Raw genomic sequence first — 19077 nt, 5'->3', positions numbered from 1 at the left:
ATAAGCCTGTGATCTGACAGGCTTATTAATACTTATTCATCATTTTTCTGTTTCACCTACAGGTTTATCCATACTTTAGTGTATAGTTACTCATAGCATTTAACTTTGTAGGGTGTTAATGAGTAGAGTCGTAAAACAAGTATTATGCGTGGTTGCAGGGTCGTTGTTTGCCACCATTACTCATGCCTCTGAGCAGCTCTCAATTACCTGGCTTGAAAATGATGGTAAGCCCTTCTTTATCGAGAAAAGTAACGCTTATCCCCATGGTGGGCTATGCAATGAAATTACCGATATGTTGATTGAAGCCTTACCCAACATTAACCACAACAAAGTGATGTTGCCGCAAAAACGTGGCAGTAAATATCTCGATGACGGACAAATGGCGTGCTATGCCTGCATGATCCATCGTGATAAAAAAACCAACCGCGCTACTTACTCAATCCCAACCACAGTGTACCCACCCTTTAGCGTATTAAGTACCGAAGAGAAAGCACTGAAAATTAAGCAAAAACACGGTAACCCAGTATCACTTATCTCTTTGCTCACTGATGCCAATTTTATTTATGGTCAAAATGATGCGCGTAAATTTGGCAATAAGCTTGATGCTATAGCGAAAAATACCAAGCTTTACGAAAGTGCAGCATTAAGTGGTAATGGCAGTAGTCCAAATTTTGCTTTGCTCTCGCAGTTAGAGCATGGCTACATTGATTACACCATTGATTACCCCTACGTTGCTGATTATTACAATCAACAAAACCAACAGAATATTCAAAAGCTCACCATTGTTAATCCGGCTCAGAATGTGGTTTTTGGTGCCATTGGTTGCTCAACGAACGCGCCTAATAATTATGCCGAAAAAGTGCTTGCAGAAATTAATGAGGCGCTGAAGAACAAGGTACTGCCAAGTGAGAGATACCAGCAAAGCCAACGAACTTGGCTCGAACAAAGCTTTCCTGAGTTTTCAACTTATTACCAGCGCTACATTTTAGACCCGCTTAAAGAGCCTGCCACTGATGAGATAGCAACGCCTGTTGATCATCCATAAGGGTTACAACAAAGCTTGAATTAGCGACAACCTTCCCTACTCCTTCAGGCGTGCCAGTCATAATGATATCGCCATCTTCTAGGTCCATAAATTCACTGATTTCAGCTAAGATTTGCTCAGCGTTATGCAGCATTAACTTTGTATCGCCAAATTGGGTCTCTTTACCATCAATCTTCAAACTAAATTGATAATGGTAACTGTCATTAACCGTGACAAATTCAGTAAAAAGTGCAGAACCATTAAATGCTTTTGCGCGCTCCCAAGGCAGGCCTTTTTCTTTAAGTGTGCTTTGTAGGCCTCGTTTGGTTAAATCAAGCCCTAGCCCAACCGCAGCAAGTTGTTTGTTTTTAACTAAAAAGCAGAGCTCAGTTTCGAAGTGGAGTGCCTCAGCTAAATGCTCACTTTTAAGAGACTCTGTGATTGCGCTATTTGGTTTTGCAAACAGCACCATATTTGTTGGTGTTTCATTGTTAAGCTCCGCAATATGCGCAGCATAATTACGACCAACGCAAATGATTTTGCTTGGGGTGAATACACCTTCATTCCATTTCACTGTTTGCACGAAAACACCTCTTGTTTTAACAAATGTAAAAGACTCTAATTTTCTAATTTTAGCTGAAAGGCGTTGCCTTTGTACCTAAAAAATATAAACTTTTTGATAAAATATTTCCCATAATAACATAAACATAGATATTACCTCTGATCTTAAACCGTTATTTGTGTTGACGATTGTTTTACTTTCTAATAACTTAATGTAAGCGGTTACATTTATAAAATCGGGTTCGGCGATTTTTTTTGAAAGAAAATGTAAGCGCTTACAAAAATAGACAACAACATAAAATAAAACCAAATCTGGAGATTTGCATGAACCACACACTTTTCAAGAAAAAGCAGCTTGCTATTAGCCTGTCTATGGCAATGGGTCTAAGCGCGCTAGTTCCTCACTCAGCTGTCGCCGAAGAACAGCCCGACAAAGCAAGTGATATTGAAGTAATACAAGTATCAGGTATTCGCGGAAGCCTAGTAAAATCAATGGATATCAAACGTCAATCTGCGGGTGTTGTTGATGCAATTACCTCTGAAGACATTGGTAAATTCCCTGATACCAACCTAGCTGAATCTTTACAACGTATTACCGGTGTGTCTATTGACCGTAGTAATGGTGAAGGTAGCAAAATTACGGTTCGTGGTTTTGGTCCTGAATTTAACTTAGTAACCCTTAACAATCGCCAAATGCCAACAACTGGCGGTCGTTCATTTGATTTTGGCGACATCGCAACAGAAAGTGTGAGCGGTGTTGAAGTATATAAAACAGCGCGTTCTGATATCCCTAGCGGGGGTATTGGTGCAACAGTTAATATCACCACAGCTAAACCTCTTTCTAACCCTGGTTTACACGCTTCGATTGGTGCAAAAGCAGTTCACGACACATCAAACGAAACAGGTGATGATGTAACGCCTGAGTTATCAGGTATCTACAGCAACACATTCAACGATGACAAATTCGGTATTTTAATCTCAGGCTCAGTTCAAGAGCGTGACAACCGCGAGCAATCAATGGCGGTTGATAACTGGATCCCAAATGTTGATATTTCATCGTCTCCTGATTTAGCACTGACAGATAACAACCAACGCGCTGATGGCGCAACCTGGTATCCGCAAAATGCTGGTTATGCGTTTTCAGACAATTCACGTAAACGTACCAATGGTCAACTTGTGCTGCAATACGCACCGAATGACCGCATTACTGCAACCGTTGATTACACTTACTCAAAACTTGAGTTTGAAAAAGATGGCCGTAGCTTTGGTGTGTGGTTCAACAATGGTGGTAATGTTAGCGCAGCAACGATTAATGAAAACGGTACTTACACGCAAGTAACTGAAATTGGTGGTGACTACTCAACAAACTTAAACCGCGGTGCAACAACTAACGAAAATAAATCACTTGGTTTAAACATTGATTGGCAAGTAACAGACAATTTAAACATCGAGTTTGATGCGCACAACTCATCGGCTGAAAGTGCCGGTGTGGGTATCGGCCATGATGCGTTTATGATTATTGGTAACACGTCATGTTCATGGTGTGAAAACCCAACAGTGAATATCGACGAAAAAATGGCTGACTTCAGCAAAGGCGAAATTCCGCTTATCGATATGACATTAACCAATGGCCAAGCAGAAATTTTACCGAGCGACATGGGGACCCTTTTCGCCGGTGTAAACAAAGACACTAACACCAACGACCTTGACCAATACCAGTTAAAAGGTACGTGGTATAACGAAAACAGCGGCGCCCTATCAAGCATTAACTTTGGTGTATCACATACTAAAATTGATTTCCGTACGACGACAGCCTACTCAGGTCAGCTTGCTGCTGGTTGGTGGTTAATGTCAGCTGATTGGTACGATGACAGCATGTTCACTCGTGTAGACAGCTCAGGTTTACTTGATGGCTTCTCTGGTGGTGGTAGCGATAAGCTATTAAATTACTACTACGATGCTGATTTCGATGACATTGTCGCGATTGCCGAAAGCATTGACTGTGATCACCCTGATGGCGGCGTTGGTGCATGTAGCTGGCCTGCTGATGTAAACGGTATGGTGCAAGCGGGTCCAATCGATGACGACCACCGTGTAAGCGAAGAAACAACTGCGGTATACGCACAAGCTAACTTCGAAACAGAATTTAACGGTATGCCAGTGAACATCACTGCGGGTTTACGTTACGAATCAACAGATGTTACAGCAAACAGCTTAGAGCGCCCTGCTGTTGCAATGGAGTGGGTTAACGGTAACGAATGGTCTTACATTTACGCTGATGAACGTTCATTCTCAAACGGTGAAGGTAGCAGCAAAGAGTTTTTACCTAGCATCGATATGAACATCGAAGTAGTTGAAGACGTTATTGCACGCTTCTCTTACAGCCGCAGCCTTGCTCGTCCTCCTGTTGGCGCGCTTCGCTCAACAACGTCATTCTTAGGTAACCCGAAAGTGGGTCAACGTAAAGTGGCTGTGGGTAACCCGAACTTAAAACCTTATACTTCAGATAATATCGACCTGTCACTTGAATACTACTACGGTGAAGGCAGCTATGTGTCTGCGGGTTACTATCGTAAGCAAGTTGATAACTTCCTTGTAAATATCACAACCGAAGAAACGATTGATGGTATTACAGACCCATTCATTGGTGATCGTGCAGAACAAGCGCGTGAAGATTTAGCAGCAGCAGGTGAACAACCATCTGACCAAGCAATCCACGATAAGATCAACGAAAACCAAGGCACAGAAGAAGGCACGCCTATCGTTGGTAACGATACAGATCCACTGGCAAGCTTCTTCGTATCGCGTGATAACAACGTTGAAACAGCAAACCTATGGGGCTGGGAACTAGCAGCGCAACATATGTTTGGTGATTCTGGCTTTGGTATTGCCGCTAACGCGACTTTCGTATTTGGTGATGTTGAAGCAGACCGAGATGCTATCGGCTATCAATTTGCCCTACCGGGTTTAAGTGATTCAGCTAACTTCTCTGCGATTTATGATTTAAACGGTTTATCGGCTCGTATTTCTTATAACTGGCGTGATGAGTTCTTAACAGGCTTTGACCAACATGCTTCACCAATCTTTACTGAGTCTTATGGCCAGTGGGATATTAACGTGAACTATTCAGTTAACGAGAACCTAACGGTGTTTGTTGAAGGTCTAAACCTGACAGATGAAACGCAACGTACTTACGTTCGTTACTCTGAGCAGCTGTTACGTGCAAACCAATATGGTGCGCGCTACAACATCGGCTTCCGCTACTCGTTCTAGCATTTTGTTGTCAAAAAAGCCGCTCAACAGCGGCTTTTTTTTTCGTATTTATGCTAGTTTGTCTACATAGCATTTGAGATGGCCTTAAACATGCAACAAAATGAAGTAAAAAAAGTCGTCATTTTAGGTGGTGGTTCTGCAGGTTGGTTATCCGCAGGTTTAATTGCTGCCCAGCCCCATTTAACTCACAACGCACAGATCACCCTGATTGAGTCGCCCGATATTGCCACCATTGGTGTTGGTGAAGGCACTTGGCCAACCATGCGACAAACCTTAAAAACCATCGGCATTAGCGAAAGTGAATTTATTCAACGTTGTGATGCGTCTTTTAAACAAGGTTCACGTTTTGATGGCTGGTGCGACGATGAAGGCGACGCACATTATTACCACCCGTTCAGCTTACCGGTGGCGTATCAGCAATTAAATATTGCACCTTACTGGTTTGCCAACAAAGATGCCGTGAGTTTCAGCCACGCGGTGGCAAGCCAAACCTACTTATGCGATCACCATAAAGCACCGAAAAACCACTTGCATAGCGCCTATCAAGGTGAAGCAAACTATGGCTATCATTTAGATGCCGGTAAGTTTGCCATGCTGCTACAACAGCACTGCACGACCAAACTAAACGTTGAGCATATCGTCAGTCATGTTGAATGTATCAATAGTGATGAAGATGGCTATATTAGTTCATTGCAAACCCGCGATCATGGCACTATTGCAGGTGATTTATTTATTGATTGCTCTGGCACCCACGCAAAGCTGTTACATCAACATTACGGGATAGAGCTAATTGAGCAACACGATGTGTTATTTAACGATCGAGCCGTTGCCGTACAGGTGCCCTATTTAAACCCGCAGCAAGAGATCCTTTCTTATACCAAAGCCACTGCGCAAGATGCCGGTTGGATTTGGGATATCGGCTTACAAAGCCGCCGTGGTCTAGGTATGGTGTACTCAAGTCGTTTTGCCAACAGCGAAGATGCGAAACAAGCGCTTAGCCAGTACATTGCAAAAACCCAGCCTGGTACCGCGCAAAATGAACTGACATTTCGTGAAATCAGTTTTACGCCCGGCTATAGACGCCGTTTTTGGTATAAAAACTGTTTAGCTATTGGTATGTCTGCAGGCTTTATTGAACCACTTGAAGCCTCAGCGTTAGTCATGGTGGAGCTTGGCCTGAATAACTTACTTGCTAATTTCCCAACACATCGTGCTGCAATGCCGACACTGGCAAAGCGGTTTGATGAGCAGTGCCATTATCGCTGGCAACGTATCATTGAATTTTTAAAGCTGCATTATGTGTTGTCAAAGCGCACTAGCCCCTATTGGCAAGCCCATAAAGAGGCAAACTCAGTCCCTCTGCAACTTCAAGAAAACTTAGCACTTTGGCAATATCAAAGTCCGTGGTTAAACGACTTTGACCGCGCTCAAGAGGTCTTCTCTGCAGCCAGTTACCAGTATGTACTTTATGGAATGAAGCAATTGCCACAATTTCCTGTACTTGCAATGCCAACGGCTATTATTGAGCATTTTAGTGCTAACCAACAACAAGCCAAACGCGGATTACAACAACTACCCACTAACCGCGAGCTGTTAAATCATATTCAGCAATTTGGTATACAACCTATTTAATCTCAGTATTAGGAGGCCCAATGGCCAATCATGTCTTACTTGATAACATCAGCCATAAAGACCTAAAAGTGATCACCACACGCGGTGCTAACTGGGGCGACAATATTAGCTGCGCTACCGTATTTCCAAGTGAGTTTGCTAAAGTTCAAGCAAATCAACCTATCGTATTTCGTAAGCACCCGCAAACAGGTCAATTCGAAGCCCTCGCTTTATTTGGTTTTGAAAATGGCGAGAACTTGTTGCTAAACGAGCAAGGCGAATTACAACTGAGTTACTTACCACTAAGTATGCAGCGCCAGCCATTTTTAATTGGCCAACAAACCCAGTATAACAATGGTATTCCTGAGCAATCTCTGGTGGTACATATTGATTTAGACAGCCCACGCATAAGCACACGTGATGGCGAAGCCATTTTCCTTGAACATGGTGGAAATAGCGAATACTTAAATCATATTGCTCAAGTACTTAACGCGTTACATCAAGAACACCAAACAATTAATCAGTTTTTTGAGCGTTTGCTTAGCGTTAATTTACTCGAAGCTTTCAGTATTGAATATGCAGATAAAAATGGCGAAAAAGTCACAGTGAGCGGCTTTTATACCATTAACCAACAGGTACTCAATGGCTTGACCGCTGAACAACTTAAGCAGTTACAACAGCAAGGCGACCTACAAGCCGTTTATATGGTGCTGGCATCAATGGAGCACATTCCTCATTTGCTCAATAAAAAATGGGCTCAGCAGTAATGTTTGCGGCTGCGCCAATAAAAGAATGCCAGGCTTCAAGCATTGCTGATCTAAAAGCATTTTTAGCTGAGCTAACTGAGCCACTTGTCATCAGAGATCTCTGCGCTAATTGGCCCCAAGTCATTGCCGCTAAACAAGGTTCTAAAAACGCCTTAGACTATCTTTTAGGGCTTGCTAATACCGCCCCAGTACGCAGTTTTAGCAGCCAAGCAATTCATCAGGGGCGCTATTTTTATAACGCTGATTTCTCGGGGCTTAATTTTTCACAGCACGCCGATAACCTACTTTCTGTGCTGCAAAAATTAGCACTAACACTCACACAAACCGACAGTGATTCACTGTATATGGGCTCTACTGCTGTGGAGTATTGCGCTCCGAGCTTTAGTGTTAAAAACTCATTAACTGTGACCGATTATAACTGCCTAACCAGCCTCTGGGTGGGAAATCATAGTCAGATTGCGGCTCACTATGACAACGCCGACAATCTAGCTTGTGTTGCTGCAGGTGAGCGTACGTTTACTCTATTGCCAACTGATCAGGTCAATAATCTTTACGTTGGTCCACTCGAATTTACACCCGCTGGGCAAGCGGTTAGCTTGGTTGATTTTAATAACCCCGATTTCAGCCGCTTTCCACGCTTTAAAGAGGCTATAGCAAAAGCGCAATCGGCAACTCTTGGCCCTGGCGATGCTATTTATATTCCAGCGCTTTGGTGGCATCAGGTTAGCGCAACCAGTCCGTTTAATGTGTTGGTGAACTATTGGTGGCGACAAGCCCCAGAGTATTTAGCAAACCCATTTGATGCCATGCTGCACAGTATGCTGGCAATTAAAGACTTGCCAAACGAGCATAAACAGAAATGGCAGCAACTATTTAATCATTATGTGTTTGCTGATGATGTGGATTTAGCAAGCCACGTTGCTGAGCCTGCGCAAGGGATATTAGCGGATATCGACGAACTAACAGCCAGAAGAATAAGACAGCTATTACTACAAAAGCTCAACCGATAGAATGAACCAAAAGCCAGCGGATGCAACGAGTTCGGCGAAGCATCTGCAGGCTCTTGGTTCATAATTCACTTATAGCAATCCGCTTAATTAAGTACTATTGCGGATTGGTCTTACCCTTTATTTGTACTGCTGATGGCTGCTTTGTTGCACAGCCGATACCTGTTTCACTATTTTTACTACATTGAAAAACACGTACATAATCCACCAGCATTTGCTTAGGATAACCGGCAAAATCAACGCCTTTATCATTCACATTTGCTGGCCAGTTTCCGCCTACTGCAAAGTTAAGCAGTAAATGAAAACGCTGATCAAACGGAGCAAAGCCGGTATTTTCTATAAACGAGCCGTCTTGTTGTTGTGATGTTGAATACCACTGGTCGTGGCGAAATGTCGCATAGTGAACATCATCAACATACCAACGAATTTCATCTTGTTGCCATTCAAGGGCATACACATGAAAGTTATCAGCCGGGTTATTAGCTTCGCTGAAACGGTACGGCGAACCGCTGTAAACATTTTTGGGTGCAGGACCACCGTAATGCAAGGTGCCGTGTACGCGCGTTTCAAGGCTGCCAGCTGGCGCTGTTTTGTCATCAGTGAGAGTCTTTAAATTAACTGCTTCCATGATGTCTATTTCGCCTGATGATGCCCAGCGACCATAACGCCAATCAGTCGGTAACATCCAAATTGCTGGCCACGCGCCTTGCCCTGCTGGCAATTTAGCGCGAATTTCAAACCGGCCAAATCGCCAATCAGCTAAGTTTTTAGTGCGTAAACGAGCAGAAGTAAACGGCTGAGTCGCTTGTTTTTCTCGCTCAGCATCGCTACTCACTTCATCGCTATTATGCAATGGCCCAGTGTATTGCTCTTGGCGAGCAACAATATGCAATAGGCCATCTTTAACAAAACTGTTTTCGCTACGCGCGGTATAACATTGCAGCTCATCATTACCACCACCTCGACAATTTACTTCGTGTTGCCACTTAGTTAAGTCGAGATCATTTTGCGAAAATTCGTCTTGCCAAACTAACTGCCAGCCTTCTCCTAGGCTGGCTTTGACAGGCGCTGGAGTTTGCTGACAGGCACTAAGCGCACCTGTTAGCAAAATAACAGCATACGATTTTACTGACATGAGACTGTTGCGTCCTCGGTGTGCGCACTCGTTACTGATAGTTTAGCAATTGAGACTTGCCATGCACCTTCAGTGGCTAATTGCCAAGGCGAGAATACTTGCCCAAGCTGCACACCTTGCTCTGCAAAGCAGCTCAAATCTACGGTTAGCGTTTGCCAATCATTTGCTGCTTTAACCTGTTTGCTAATATCAAATTGGCCATCACAGTTTTCACCACATTGCATACCCAGCATTAGCGGCGCATCAGCAGCTTGATCTACCTTAATTTGCATTTGCAGTTGACCCGCTTTTTCAACGTATGAACGTAAATCCGATGGGAACGCCGCCATTAAACGAACCGCAGCCGCTTCTTTACCATTAAAGCTGATTGCGCGCGCATCTTCTTGTACGTCTTTATCAAAGGTTTTTACGCTAACAGCGTTAAGTGCTGCACGGCTACTGGTCATGGCTTGTAGCTCAGAACCACTTTGTAGTTGCAGTGACCACGGTGCTTTTACGGCACGTTCAAATAATACTAAGTCTTCTAATTTAGCCGCGACTTGTGATTTTTCGCTAAGGTCATCCTCTAACGTGTTTTTATCTTGGTAAGTTAAACCAAAGCCATAAGGCAATAATGGCGCGTAATCTTTATCACCACGGTTTTGGTTACCTACCGGGTTATTTGGCCATGAGAACGATAACTTACCTTTAAAGTCATGATTGATAGAGCCATCTTGCTTTTTAAAGATGACATCGCTGATTGCATCACCTTCACTGCCTGGTAACCAAGTTGCGACAAACGCATCACTGGCATTCAGCTCTGCATTCACCCACATTGGGCGACCACTAATAAATAGCGACACCACAGGAATGCCGGCATCTTTTAGCTTTTTAAGCAGAGCTAAATCAGTTTTATTACCGCGTTGGTATTCAAGGTTATCTAAATCACCATTACCTTCCGCATAAGGTTGCTCACCAAACACCACAATCGCGACATCTGGCTTAGATTCAAATTCGCCATTCACATTGTATTGAACCTGACCACCTGCTTGCTCAACTGTATTTTTGATGCCATCAAAAATTGAAGAACCACCCGGGAAGTCACTATTCTCGTTACCTGTGCCTTGCCATGTGATTGTCCAACCACCTGACTGCATACCGATGTTATCAGCGCCTTGACCGGCAACTAATACGTTTGAATTTGCTGATAGCGGTAACAACTGTTGTTTATTTTTCAGTAGTACCAGTGATTCACGGACTGCTTGTTTTGCAACTGCGCGATGTTCTGCACTACCAATGATCTCTGTTTTACCAGAAAGCGGACGCTTAGCAGGGCTTGGCTTATCAAACAAACCTGCGCGCATTTTTACACGTAAGATACGCGTTACTGCATCATCGATGCGACTTTGTGCAATTTCGCCACTTTTAACTTGCTTAATAAGGTTTTCGTAAAGTGGTTTCCATGCATCTGTCGGTACCATGTACACATCAAGACCGGCATTTGCTGCTTGCGCACAGTTGCCATTAGTACAACCCGGAATTTGACCGTGGCCGTTCCAGTCACCAACAACAAAACCATCAAAGCCCATTTTGCCTTTAAGTACATCGGTAAGTAGGTATTTGCTGCCGTGAATTTTTTCACCGTTCCAGCTGTTGAATGACGCCATTACGGTCTGAGCACCCGCACCTAACCCACCAACATAACCTTGCGCATGAATATCAAATAATTCTTGCTCAGATGCCGTGTTATTACCTTGGTCATCACCGCCTTCAGTACCGCCATCACCTAAAAAGTGTTTCACGGTACTTATCACGCGCTTATCAGATAAAAAGTCTTCATCAACCGCACCTTGTAACCCTTTAACAATGGCTGCCGAGTATGCTTTCACAATTTCAGGGTCTTCAGAATAGCCTTCATAAGTACGACCCCAACGGTCGTCACGAACAACTGCGACTGTTGGTGCGAACACCCAGTCGATGCCGGTTACCATCACTTCTTGCGCGGTAGCAGCTGCAATTTTTTCGATTAACTCTGGGTTGTTTGTTGCACCTAAACCAATGTTATGTGGAAATAATGTCGCACCAATAACATTATTGTGACCATGCACGGCATCAGTACCCCACATTGTCGGAATTGAGCTGCCATCAAGCGAGTCATCAATTGAGGCTTGATACATTTTCTCAGCAAGCTCAATCCAATCTGCGGCACTGGCATGTTTATCATTATTTGGGAATGCACCACCACCATTGAGGTAGGAACCAAAGCCATATTTACGCATATCTTCAACGGTAATATCGCGAATTTCTGGCTGGATCATTTGCGCAACTTTTTGCTCAAGGGTCATATTTGCCAGCATTTTAGCAATCTTTGCTTCCATTTCTGGGTTTGCAGCAATACCCGTTTCAATGTTTGGCCAAATTTCTTGCTCAGCGTTCACGTTGGTCACCTTATCTTGCCCAGTACAACCTAGCATGCTGACGCTTGCCATCATTAACGAACAGAGAGTGAATGTTTTTTTCAATTTCATTTTTGCACCTATGAAGTCTGAGTCGATACTTTTGAGCCAACCAGCGCAAAGTAAGTAATATATAAATAACAGGCGATAGGTAAAAACAACGCCATTTGTACGCCAACAGAATCGGCTAACACACCTTGTAGTAATGGGATAATTGCCCCACCTACAATCGCTAAACATAAAATGCCAGAGCCTTTTGAGGTGTATTTACCAAGGCCGTGTAAAGCAAGGCTGAAAATGGTTGGGAACATAATCGAGTTACATAAACCCACAAGTAAAATTGCCCACATAGCAAGGCTACCCTCACCTGTCATAGCAATCACAACCAGCAGTACAGCCAATAAGGCATGGCATGCTAACACCTTACCAGCATTAAATTTTTGCATTACAGCAGCGCCAATAAAGCGGCCAACCATAGCACCTGCAAAGTAGTAACTAATGTAATGAGCGGCTTCTTTTTCAGCGAGGCCCGCAATGTTATCTAGGGTCAAAAAGCCGACTAAAAAGCTACCTATTGCCACTTCTGCACCCACATACACAAAAATACCAACAGCGCCTAAAATAAGGTGGCGATAGCGCCAAACACTGCCTAAATCAACAAAGTCTTCTAAATCTTGATGTGCCGCTTCGCTATCACTTTCTTTACCTAGTTTTGGCAGTTTTAAAAACGCAAAGATAACCGCAAGTACCAACAAGCTTAACGACAACATTAAATAAGGCAGTTTCACTTGTTCTGCAGTAGCTTGGCTAATTTCAGATAGAATTAACCAGCCACCAAAAATTGGCGCAACTGTTGTTCCTAAAGAATTAAAAGCTTGCGTCATAGTCAAACGCGAAGACGCTGTTTTTTGTGGACCAAGAACACTTACATAAGGATTGGCTGATACTTGCAAAATCGTGATACCCGAAGCAAGAACAAACAAAGCCAATAAAAATAACTCATACACATGGGCAACTGCAGCGGGGTAAAACAGTGCACACCCAACGGCTGCAACCACTAAACCAACCACAATACCAAATTGGTAGCCAATACGACTGACCAACTTACCTGCGGGAATCGACATCACAAAATACGCACCAAAGAAGCAAAATTGAATGAGCATAGCCTGCGTATAGTTAAGTGAAAACATACCTTTTAAATAAGGGATTAAAATGTCATTCAGACAGGTGATGAATCCCCACATAAAAAATAATGTGGTCAATGATGCCACGCAAAGTGCTGCTTAGGCATATCTGCTTGGCTTGCAGCAGCCGACACAGGGGTTGAAACATGAGCCATAATTTTTCTTCTCTAGTTAATTATATTTATCAGTTTGTTACAGCAACGTTTGGTACTTAATCACTAACAACAAATAGCGAAATATGTTGCAACATTAAATGTAAGCGCTTACATTTATAACATATAAATCATATTTAGCAATTTATTTGCAGAAAAATTGTAAGCGCTTACAGTCGAGTTTAAGCTCTAATTAGCCAAGCCTTACACTTAACCCGAAGGACGAGTATCAACTGTGTATAAATCAATTTCACTGTTACCAGATTCATCTTTACTCAAGCCCGAGTTCACGTTTGGTGTGGCAACAGCCTCATTCCAGATTGAAGGGGCACGCGATAAACGCCTCGATTGTATCTGGGATACATTTTGCGAAAAGCCTGGCGCTATTGCAGACCAAAGCCATGGCGATATAGCTTGTGACCATGTTGCGCGTTGGCAGCAAGATGTCGAGATGATTGCAGATTTGGCTGTCGATGCTTACCGCTTATCAATTTCGTGGCCAAGGGTCATGCTGCAAGATGGCTCGGTTAACGAGCAAGGTATGGCGTTTTATGCCCAGCTATTATCGGCGTTAAAAGCACGTAACATTAAGACCTATGTCACCTTATATCACTGGGATTTACCTCAATACCTTGAAGATAATGGCGGTTGGTTAAACCGCGATACAGCCTATAAATTTAAAGAATATACCGAACTTGTTACTCAACATTTAGGCCATTTGGTTGATTCATTCGCCACCTTGAACGAACCATTTTGTAGCGCCTACTTAGGTTATGAAGTGGGTGTACATGCACCTGGCATAAAATCACAACAAGCTGGCCGACAAGCAGCGCACCACTTACTACTCGCCCACGGCCTTGCTATGCAAGTATTACGTAAAAACTGCCCAGACACAGAAGCGGGTATCGTATTAAACTTCAGCCCAACGTATCCTTTAACAGCCGATGATAAAAAAGCCGCAGAACTTGCCGATCAATATCATAATCAATGGTATATCAAAGCGGTTTTAGAGGGTGCTTACCCTTCTTTACTGAATGATTTAGCAGATGAAGTTAAACCAACTATTATTGCTGACGATATGGCGATTATTAGTCAAGCCGTCGACTTTATTGGCGTTAACTATTATACCCGCATACACTACAAAAATACTGCTGATGGCTGGTTTGAAGAAGCAAGCCTTACTGATGTTCGTGTTACCGATATGGGCTGGGAAGTTTACCCACAAGGTTTAACAGAGCTTTTAGTATCACTTCATCAGCAATATGATTTACCAAAAATGTATATTACTGAAAATGGCGCAGCCATGGCCGATACGCTAGAAAATGGTGAAGTGAACGACATAGAACGCGTAGATTATTATCACACTCACTTAAATGCGGTATGTGATGCAATTCGTCAAGGTGTTGATATTCAAGGCTACTTTGCGTGGAGCTTAATGGACAACTTTGAATGGGCGTATGGCTACGAAAAGCGCTTTGGGTTAGTTTACATTGATTATCAAAGCCAACAACGCATTTTAAAAGAAAGCGCAAAACAATATCGCGCGCTGCTCAAACAGCGATAAAAATAACAACAATCGAGAACACACATGCTGACAAAAAGAGAAAAAATAGCCTACGGATTAGGCGACACAGCAAGTAATATCATCTTTCAAACGGTGATGTTATTTTTAACTTTTTTCTATACTGATATCTTTGGTATTTCACCCGCGATTGTTGGCACCTTGTTTTTGGTGGTGAGAGTCGTTGATGCAATTACCGACCCATTAATGGGAGCCTTAACCGATTCAACCCGCACTAAGTGGGGAAGCTATCGTCCCTACTTACTCTGGCTTGCTTTACCATTTGGGGTGATCAGCATGATCACCTTCACCACGCCAGACCTGCCTGAATCAGGCAAAGTCATTTACGCGTTTGTCACTTACACTTTGCTAATGCTGGTTTACACCGCGATCAATATTCCTTACTCAGCCTTAGGTGGGGTATTAAGTGGCGACCCGAAAGAGCGAGTATCCATTCAATCTTATCGCTTTGTGTTTGGTATGCTGGGCGGCTTAATTGTCAGTGCCTGTACTTTGCCTTTGGTAAACTGGCTTGGCAAAGGTGATAACGCTACGGGCTACCAACTCACTATGGCCCTGATGAGCGGCTTAGGTGTGATCTTATTTCTAATTTGTTTTCGCTTTACCAAAGAGCGCGTAGCTGCTCATAACAGCTCATCGTTGAGCTGGAAAACCCGCATGAATACGCTATGGCAAAATGGCCCATTTAAAGTATTGTGCTTTGCCGCATTTATGCTGTTAACCAGTATGGTACTACGCACCACCCTTGCCATTTACTATGTAAAATATGTGCTTGGTGAAGCTGAGCTGGTCACCTACTTTGTTACCATCGGCATGATAGGTAATATTTTGGGCTGCGCCTGTGCAAACCCACTCAGCAAACGTGTTGATAAGAAAACCGCCTATATTCGTTTGCAATATATTTCTGCGGCAATTAGTTGCGTGGCATTTTGGTTGCCGGGCGAACAGCTGATACTTGCCTTTGCGGTGTACTTTTTATGGTGTTTCTTCACGCAAATGGCAACCCCGTTACTGTGGGCAAAAATGGCCGACACCATAGATTACGGGCAGTGGAAAACCGGTGAAAGGCTAACAGGCCTAGTCTACGCAAGCGTGGTCTTTTTCATTAAGCTTGGTCTTGCCCTTGGCGGTGCCATTGCAGGTTGGTTACTGGCATTTTATGGCTATGAAGCCAATACCGAACTCAGTGAACACACGCTTTCGGGTATCTTAATTTCATTTACCCTTTATCCAGCAATAGGTAGTATGCTTGTCGCATTTATCATGAAAAGGTATATTCTTGATAATCAAACGGTTGAGCAGATCAGTGCCGATTTATCGTTAAAGCAGCATCCATAACTTTGTTTAAAAAGGAATAACATGGCCACCATTTACGAGGTGTCGAAACTTGCAGGGGTTTCTCTTGCAACCGTTTCACGAGTAATGAACAACAATGCAAATGTCAGCGATGCAACGCGTAAAAAAGTCACTGCCGCAATGGATGAGCTTGGCTATCGACCTAACTCTATTGCCCAGTCATTGGCATCAAATTGCTCGAACAGTGTTGGCCTACTGGTCTCTGAATTACAAGGTCCGTTTTACGGGCCTATGATGAGCGGCATTGAAAATACCTTTCGTAATCAAGGCAAACATCTGATTATTGCTGCAGGTCACAGTGATGAAGAACGCGAAAAACAAGGGATTGAATTTTTAATTAGCCGTAACTGCGATGGCCTTATTTTGCATGTTGAAGCAGTAAGCGACGACTACCTTATTAAGCTCAGTAAAGGTCGCACGCCGTTTGTTTTGATCAACCGCTATATCAGCGAACTCAGTGACCGCTGTATTTTGCTTAACAACATCAAAGGTGGCTATTTAGCGGCGAAACATGTGTTAGAGCAAGGTCATAAAAATATTGCCTACATCAGCGGGCCGCTATGGAAGCAAGATGCCAAAGACCGCCTAGAAGGTCATAAGCAAGCACTGGCTGAGTTTAATCTTGAGTTTGATGAAAACCTCTTATTCCAAGGTGATTTCATGGAAGCGAGCGGTTATGAAGGGTTAAAGGCGCTGCATCAACAAACGCATCCATTCACGGCGCTTATCTGTGCCAATGATGAAATGGCAGTGGGTGCCATGGCAAGCGCGCGTGATTTAGGGCTAACTTTACCTAAGCAATTGTCGATTATGGGTTACGATAACGTGTTTTTCACCCGTCACGTTTACCCACAATTGAGCACTGTTAATTATCCAATAAATGAAATGGGCCGCATGGCAGCAGATTGGGTGTTAAGCCATGTTTATCAAAAACAAACACCACCGCTACAAACGCTATTTGAACCTGAACTTGTTATTAGGCATTCAATTAGCCGCCAATAAGCTCAGATAACAAACCAAGATTAATCGGCTTTAACAGCACTTGCTCAATCTCAAGTTGCTTGATTTTTTCTGGTTCTGGCTCGGCGCCACTAACAATGACTAACTTTAAGTCGGGGTGGCGCTGTTTTATCTGCTGGGCTAAATCAAGCCCTCCACCATCAGGCAAATGCATATCCAGTAATACTTTAGCAAAATTTTGATCGTCACTCAGCGTCGCAAGACATGCAGCACAACTTGGCGCTATAACAGTTTCAACACCTAAGCTTTCAAGCAATAACTGAGTGATTTGCGCCGCATCACTGTCGTCTTCGACCAGTAAATAACGTGTACTTTGTATTGTCATTTCAGGGCTGTCGTCTTGCTCAACCACAGGTGCAGTATTGCCTTCGCAAACATAATGATTGAGCACTTGGTAAAGCAGCCCAGAATCAACCGGCTTGGCAATCATATCGTTAAAGCCAAGCGCGCTTAACTCAGTTTTCACCCCTTTCATGGTGGCAGCTGTAAGCGCGATGATTGGTCCTTGATAACCCATTTTACGAAGCTCAATAGTGGCTTCTTTGCCGCCCATAACCGGCATATGCAAATCAATAAATACAATATCAAAAGGCTTACCCGCTTGCTCTGCATTAGCTACTTTTTCAATTGCTTGTTTACCGTGCTCGGCATAATCCACTTCTGCGCCAGTGCTGGTGATCATATGGCCAACGAGATTACGTAAATCTTTTAGGTCGTCGACCACCAACACTCGCCCAGTGGTTTTTAACGTTGCTAGTTTTTGCTGGCAATCGGGGTTTGAATCAAAGCGCAGCACTTGGCGTTCAATATCTCGAATATTGCCAGGGTAAATCGAAAGGGTAAATTCAGAGCCCACGCCTTGCGTTGATTCAAGTTCAATAGAACCTTGCATACGACTAAGTAACTCTGAACAAATAGCAAGCCCCAACCCTGCTCCACCGACATCTCGTGATTCTACATCAGCAATTTGTTCAAATGGTTTAAAGATCAGTGCTTGTTTTTCAGCTGGAATACCAAGGCCTGTGTCTTTAATACTAAAAAACAGCATTTCTCGTTCATTAACCCAAGCAGTCCAAGCACGCACGGTGATCTCGCCTTGGTTGGTAAACTTAATTGCATTATTAATAATGTTAATGAGGATTTGGCGTAACCGTGTAGCGTCTGTGTTTATAACTAAAGGCAAGGCTTGCTGTGACTCAAATTTAAGTGTTAAGCCTTTATCAAGCGCAGAAACGCGCATTAAGGTATAAACGTCAGCCATTAGGCTATCTAAGTTAACATCACTGCAATTGAGCTCCAGTTTATCGGCAGCAATCTTTGATAGGTCGAGCACATCATTAAGCAAACTCAGTAAATGTTTACCATTTCGGTAAATCACACCCAACTCATTTTGAGCATGCTGATTTTTATCACTTTGCATGAGTAACTCTGTGTAACCCAAGATAGAAGACAGAGGTGTGCGTAACTCATGACTCAAATGGGCCAAAAAGCGGTCTTTAGAGCGGTTTTCAGCTTCTGCTTTTAAACGCTCAACACGCTCATCTTCAACATCTCGGCGAGCTAAAGCGTAGCGTATAGCACGGGCAAAGCGGCTAGAGTTCATCTCGCTTTTAACCAGATAATCAACCGCACCGGCATCGAGCGCTGCAGAATCGAGAGCTTCATCTGATTGCCCGGTTAGCATGATAATCGGGCCGCGAAAGCCATTTGCCACAGCCCGTTTTAATACTTCGAGGCCATCTGATGCGCCTAAGCGATAATCTAACAAACAAATATCATGTTTGTTTTCGCTAAGCTCACTAATGGCCTCTTCAGGGCAACTTAACCACTCAACATCGAATGTATGGGAACCTAATTGGTCTAGGTAGTCGCAAGTAAGAATATAATCGTCTTCGTCGTCTTCTACTAAGAGTAATCGGGTTACCTTGTCTAACATTCTTATTCCTTATTCCAATTTGCTTAATTAAGTA

The 19077-nt window shown here is 43.4% G+C and carries 13 protein-coding genes; 8 read left to right on the top strand and 5 right to left on the bottom strand.

The genetic code is table 11. The features are described from left to right. Nucleotides 1-118: 118 nt before the first annotated feature. A complete protein-coding gene (locus C2M33_RS12360) occupies nt 119-1045 on the top strand; it encodes a hypothetical protein (RefSeq protein ID WP_082874007.1) in 927 nt (308 codons plus the stop codon). Here C2M33_RS12360 and C2M33_RS12355 read toward each other — a convergent pair. Beyond that, on the bottom strand, nt 996-1607 hold the full coding sequence (locus C2M33_RS12355) for a fumarylacetoacetate hydrolase family protein (protein WP_105174552.1): 612 nt from the start codon (nt 1605-1607) through the stop codon (nt 996-998). The two genes, C2M33_RS12360 and C2M33_RS12355, sit on opposite strands and share 50 nt — an antisense overlap. A 302-nt stretch (nt 1608-1909) precedes the next feature. Here C2M33_RS12355 and C2M33_RS12350 point away from each other — a divergent pair, with 302 nt between their 5' ends. The 4 genes from C2M33_RS12350 (at nt 1910) to C2M33_RS12335 (ending at nt 8246) form a co-directional block, all read left to right on the top strand. Next, entirely contained in the window at nt 1910-4858 is a 2949-nt protein-coding gene (locus tag C2M33_RS12350) for a TonB-dependent receptor (protein WP_233999184.1), read from the top strand. Between the two features lie 90 nt (nt 4859-4948). After that, on the top strand, nt 4949-6490 hold the full coding sequence (locus tag C2M33_RS12345; RefSeq protein ID WP_105174576.1) for a tryptophan halogenase family protein: 1542 nt from the start codon (nt 4949-4951) through the stop codon (nt 6488-6490). Between the two features lie 20 nt (nt 6491-6510). After that, entirely contained in the window at nt 6511-7236 is a 726-nt protein-coding gene (locus C2M33_RS12340) for a SapC family protein (RefSeq protein ID WP_063702201.1), read from the top strand. Then, nucleotides 7236-8246 carry a cupin-like domain-containing protein gene (locus C2M33_RS12335; protein WP_158685585.1) on the top strand — a complete coding sequence of 337 codons (1011 nt, stop codon included), beginning with the start codon at nt 7236-7238 and terminating at the stop codon, nt 8244-8246. The genes C2M33_RS12340 and C2M33_RS12335 overlap by 1 nt, the downstream gene beginning before the upstream one ends. Before the next feature lie 94 nt (nt 8247-8340). Here the strand turns inward: C2M33_RS12335 and C2M33_RS12330 are convergent, their stop codons facing one another. The 3 genes from C2M33_RS12330 to C2M33_RS12320 all read right to left on the bottom strand — a co-directional run bounded on the left by C2M33_RS12330 (nt 8341) and on the right by C2M33_RS12320 (nt 13057). Then, on the bottom strand, nt 8341-9378 hold the full coding sequence (locus tag C2M33_RS12330; protein WP_105174550.1) for a glycoside hydrolase family 16 protein: 1038 nt from the start codon (nt 9376-9378) through the stop codon (nt 8341-8343). Then, nucleotides 9369-11831 carry a glycoside hydrolase family 3 protein gene (locus tag C2M33_RS12325; protein WP_442793148.1) on the bottom strand — a complete coding sequence of 821 codons (2463 nt, stop codon included), beginning with the start codon at nt 11829-11831 and terminating at the stop codon, nt 9369-9371. The genes C2M33_RS12330 and C2M33_RS12325 overlap by 10 nt, the downstream gene beginning before the upstream one ends. A gap of 62 nt (nt 11832-11893) precedes the next feature. Continuing rightward, entirely contained in the window at nt 11894-13057 is a 1164-nt protein-coding gene (locus C2M33_RS12320; RefSeq protein ID WP_105174575.1) for a sugar MFS transporter, read from the bottom strand. A 327-nt stretch (nt 13058-13384) separates the two neighbouring features. Here C2M33_RS12320 and C2M33_RS12315 point away from each other — a divergent pair, with 327 nt between their 5' ends. The 3 genes from C2M33_RS12315 to C2M33_RS12305 are packed head-to-tail and all read left to right on the top strand — an operon-like array spanning nt 13385 to nt 17089. After that, nucleotides 13385-14713, top strand: coding sequence for a GH1 family beta-glucosidase (locus tag C2M33_RS12315; RefSeq protein WP_105174548.1), 1329 nt, complete (start codon nt 13385-13387; stop codon nt 14711-14713). 24 nt (nt 14714-14737) lie between these two features. After that, nucleotides 14738-16069 (top strand): glycoside-pentoside-hexuronide (GPH):cation symporter, encoded by a 1332-nt coding sequence (locus tag C2M33_RS12310; protein WP_063702188.1) that lies wholly within the window; start codon nt 14738-14740, stop codon nt 16067-16069. A gap of 21 nt (nt 16070-16090) precedes the next feature. After that, complete coding sequence (locus C2M33_RS12305; RefSeq protein ID WP_105174547.1) at nt 16091-17089, top strand: LacI family DNA-binding transcriptional regulator; 999 nt, start codon at nt 16091-16093, stop codon at nt 17087-17089. On the opposite strand, the gene C2M33_RS12300 is transcribed toward C2M33_RS12305, so the two are convergent. After that, nucleotides 17076-19043, bottom strand: a complete 1968-nt coding sequence (locus C2M33_RS12300; RefSeq protein ID WP_105174546.1) for a response regulator — start codon at nt 19041-19043, stop codon at nt 17076-17078. The genes C2M33_RS12305 and C2M33_RS12300 overlap by 14 nt on opposite strands. Nucleotides 19044-19077: the final 34 nt, after the last annotated feature.

Origin of the sequence: Pseudoalteromonas sp. T1lg122, from assembly GCF_002964825.1 — a bacterium.
GTDB lineage: Bacteria > Pseudomonadota > Gammaproteobacteria > Enterobacterales > Alteromonadaceae > Pseudoalteromonas > Pseudoalteromonas gelatinilytica.
Note: the sequence above shows the minus strand (reverse complement) of the source record. Positions and strands in the feature narration are given on the sequence as shown.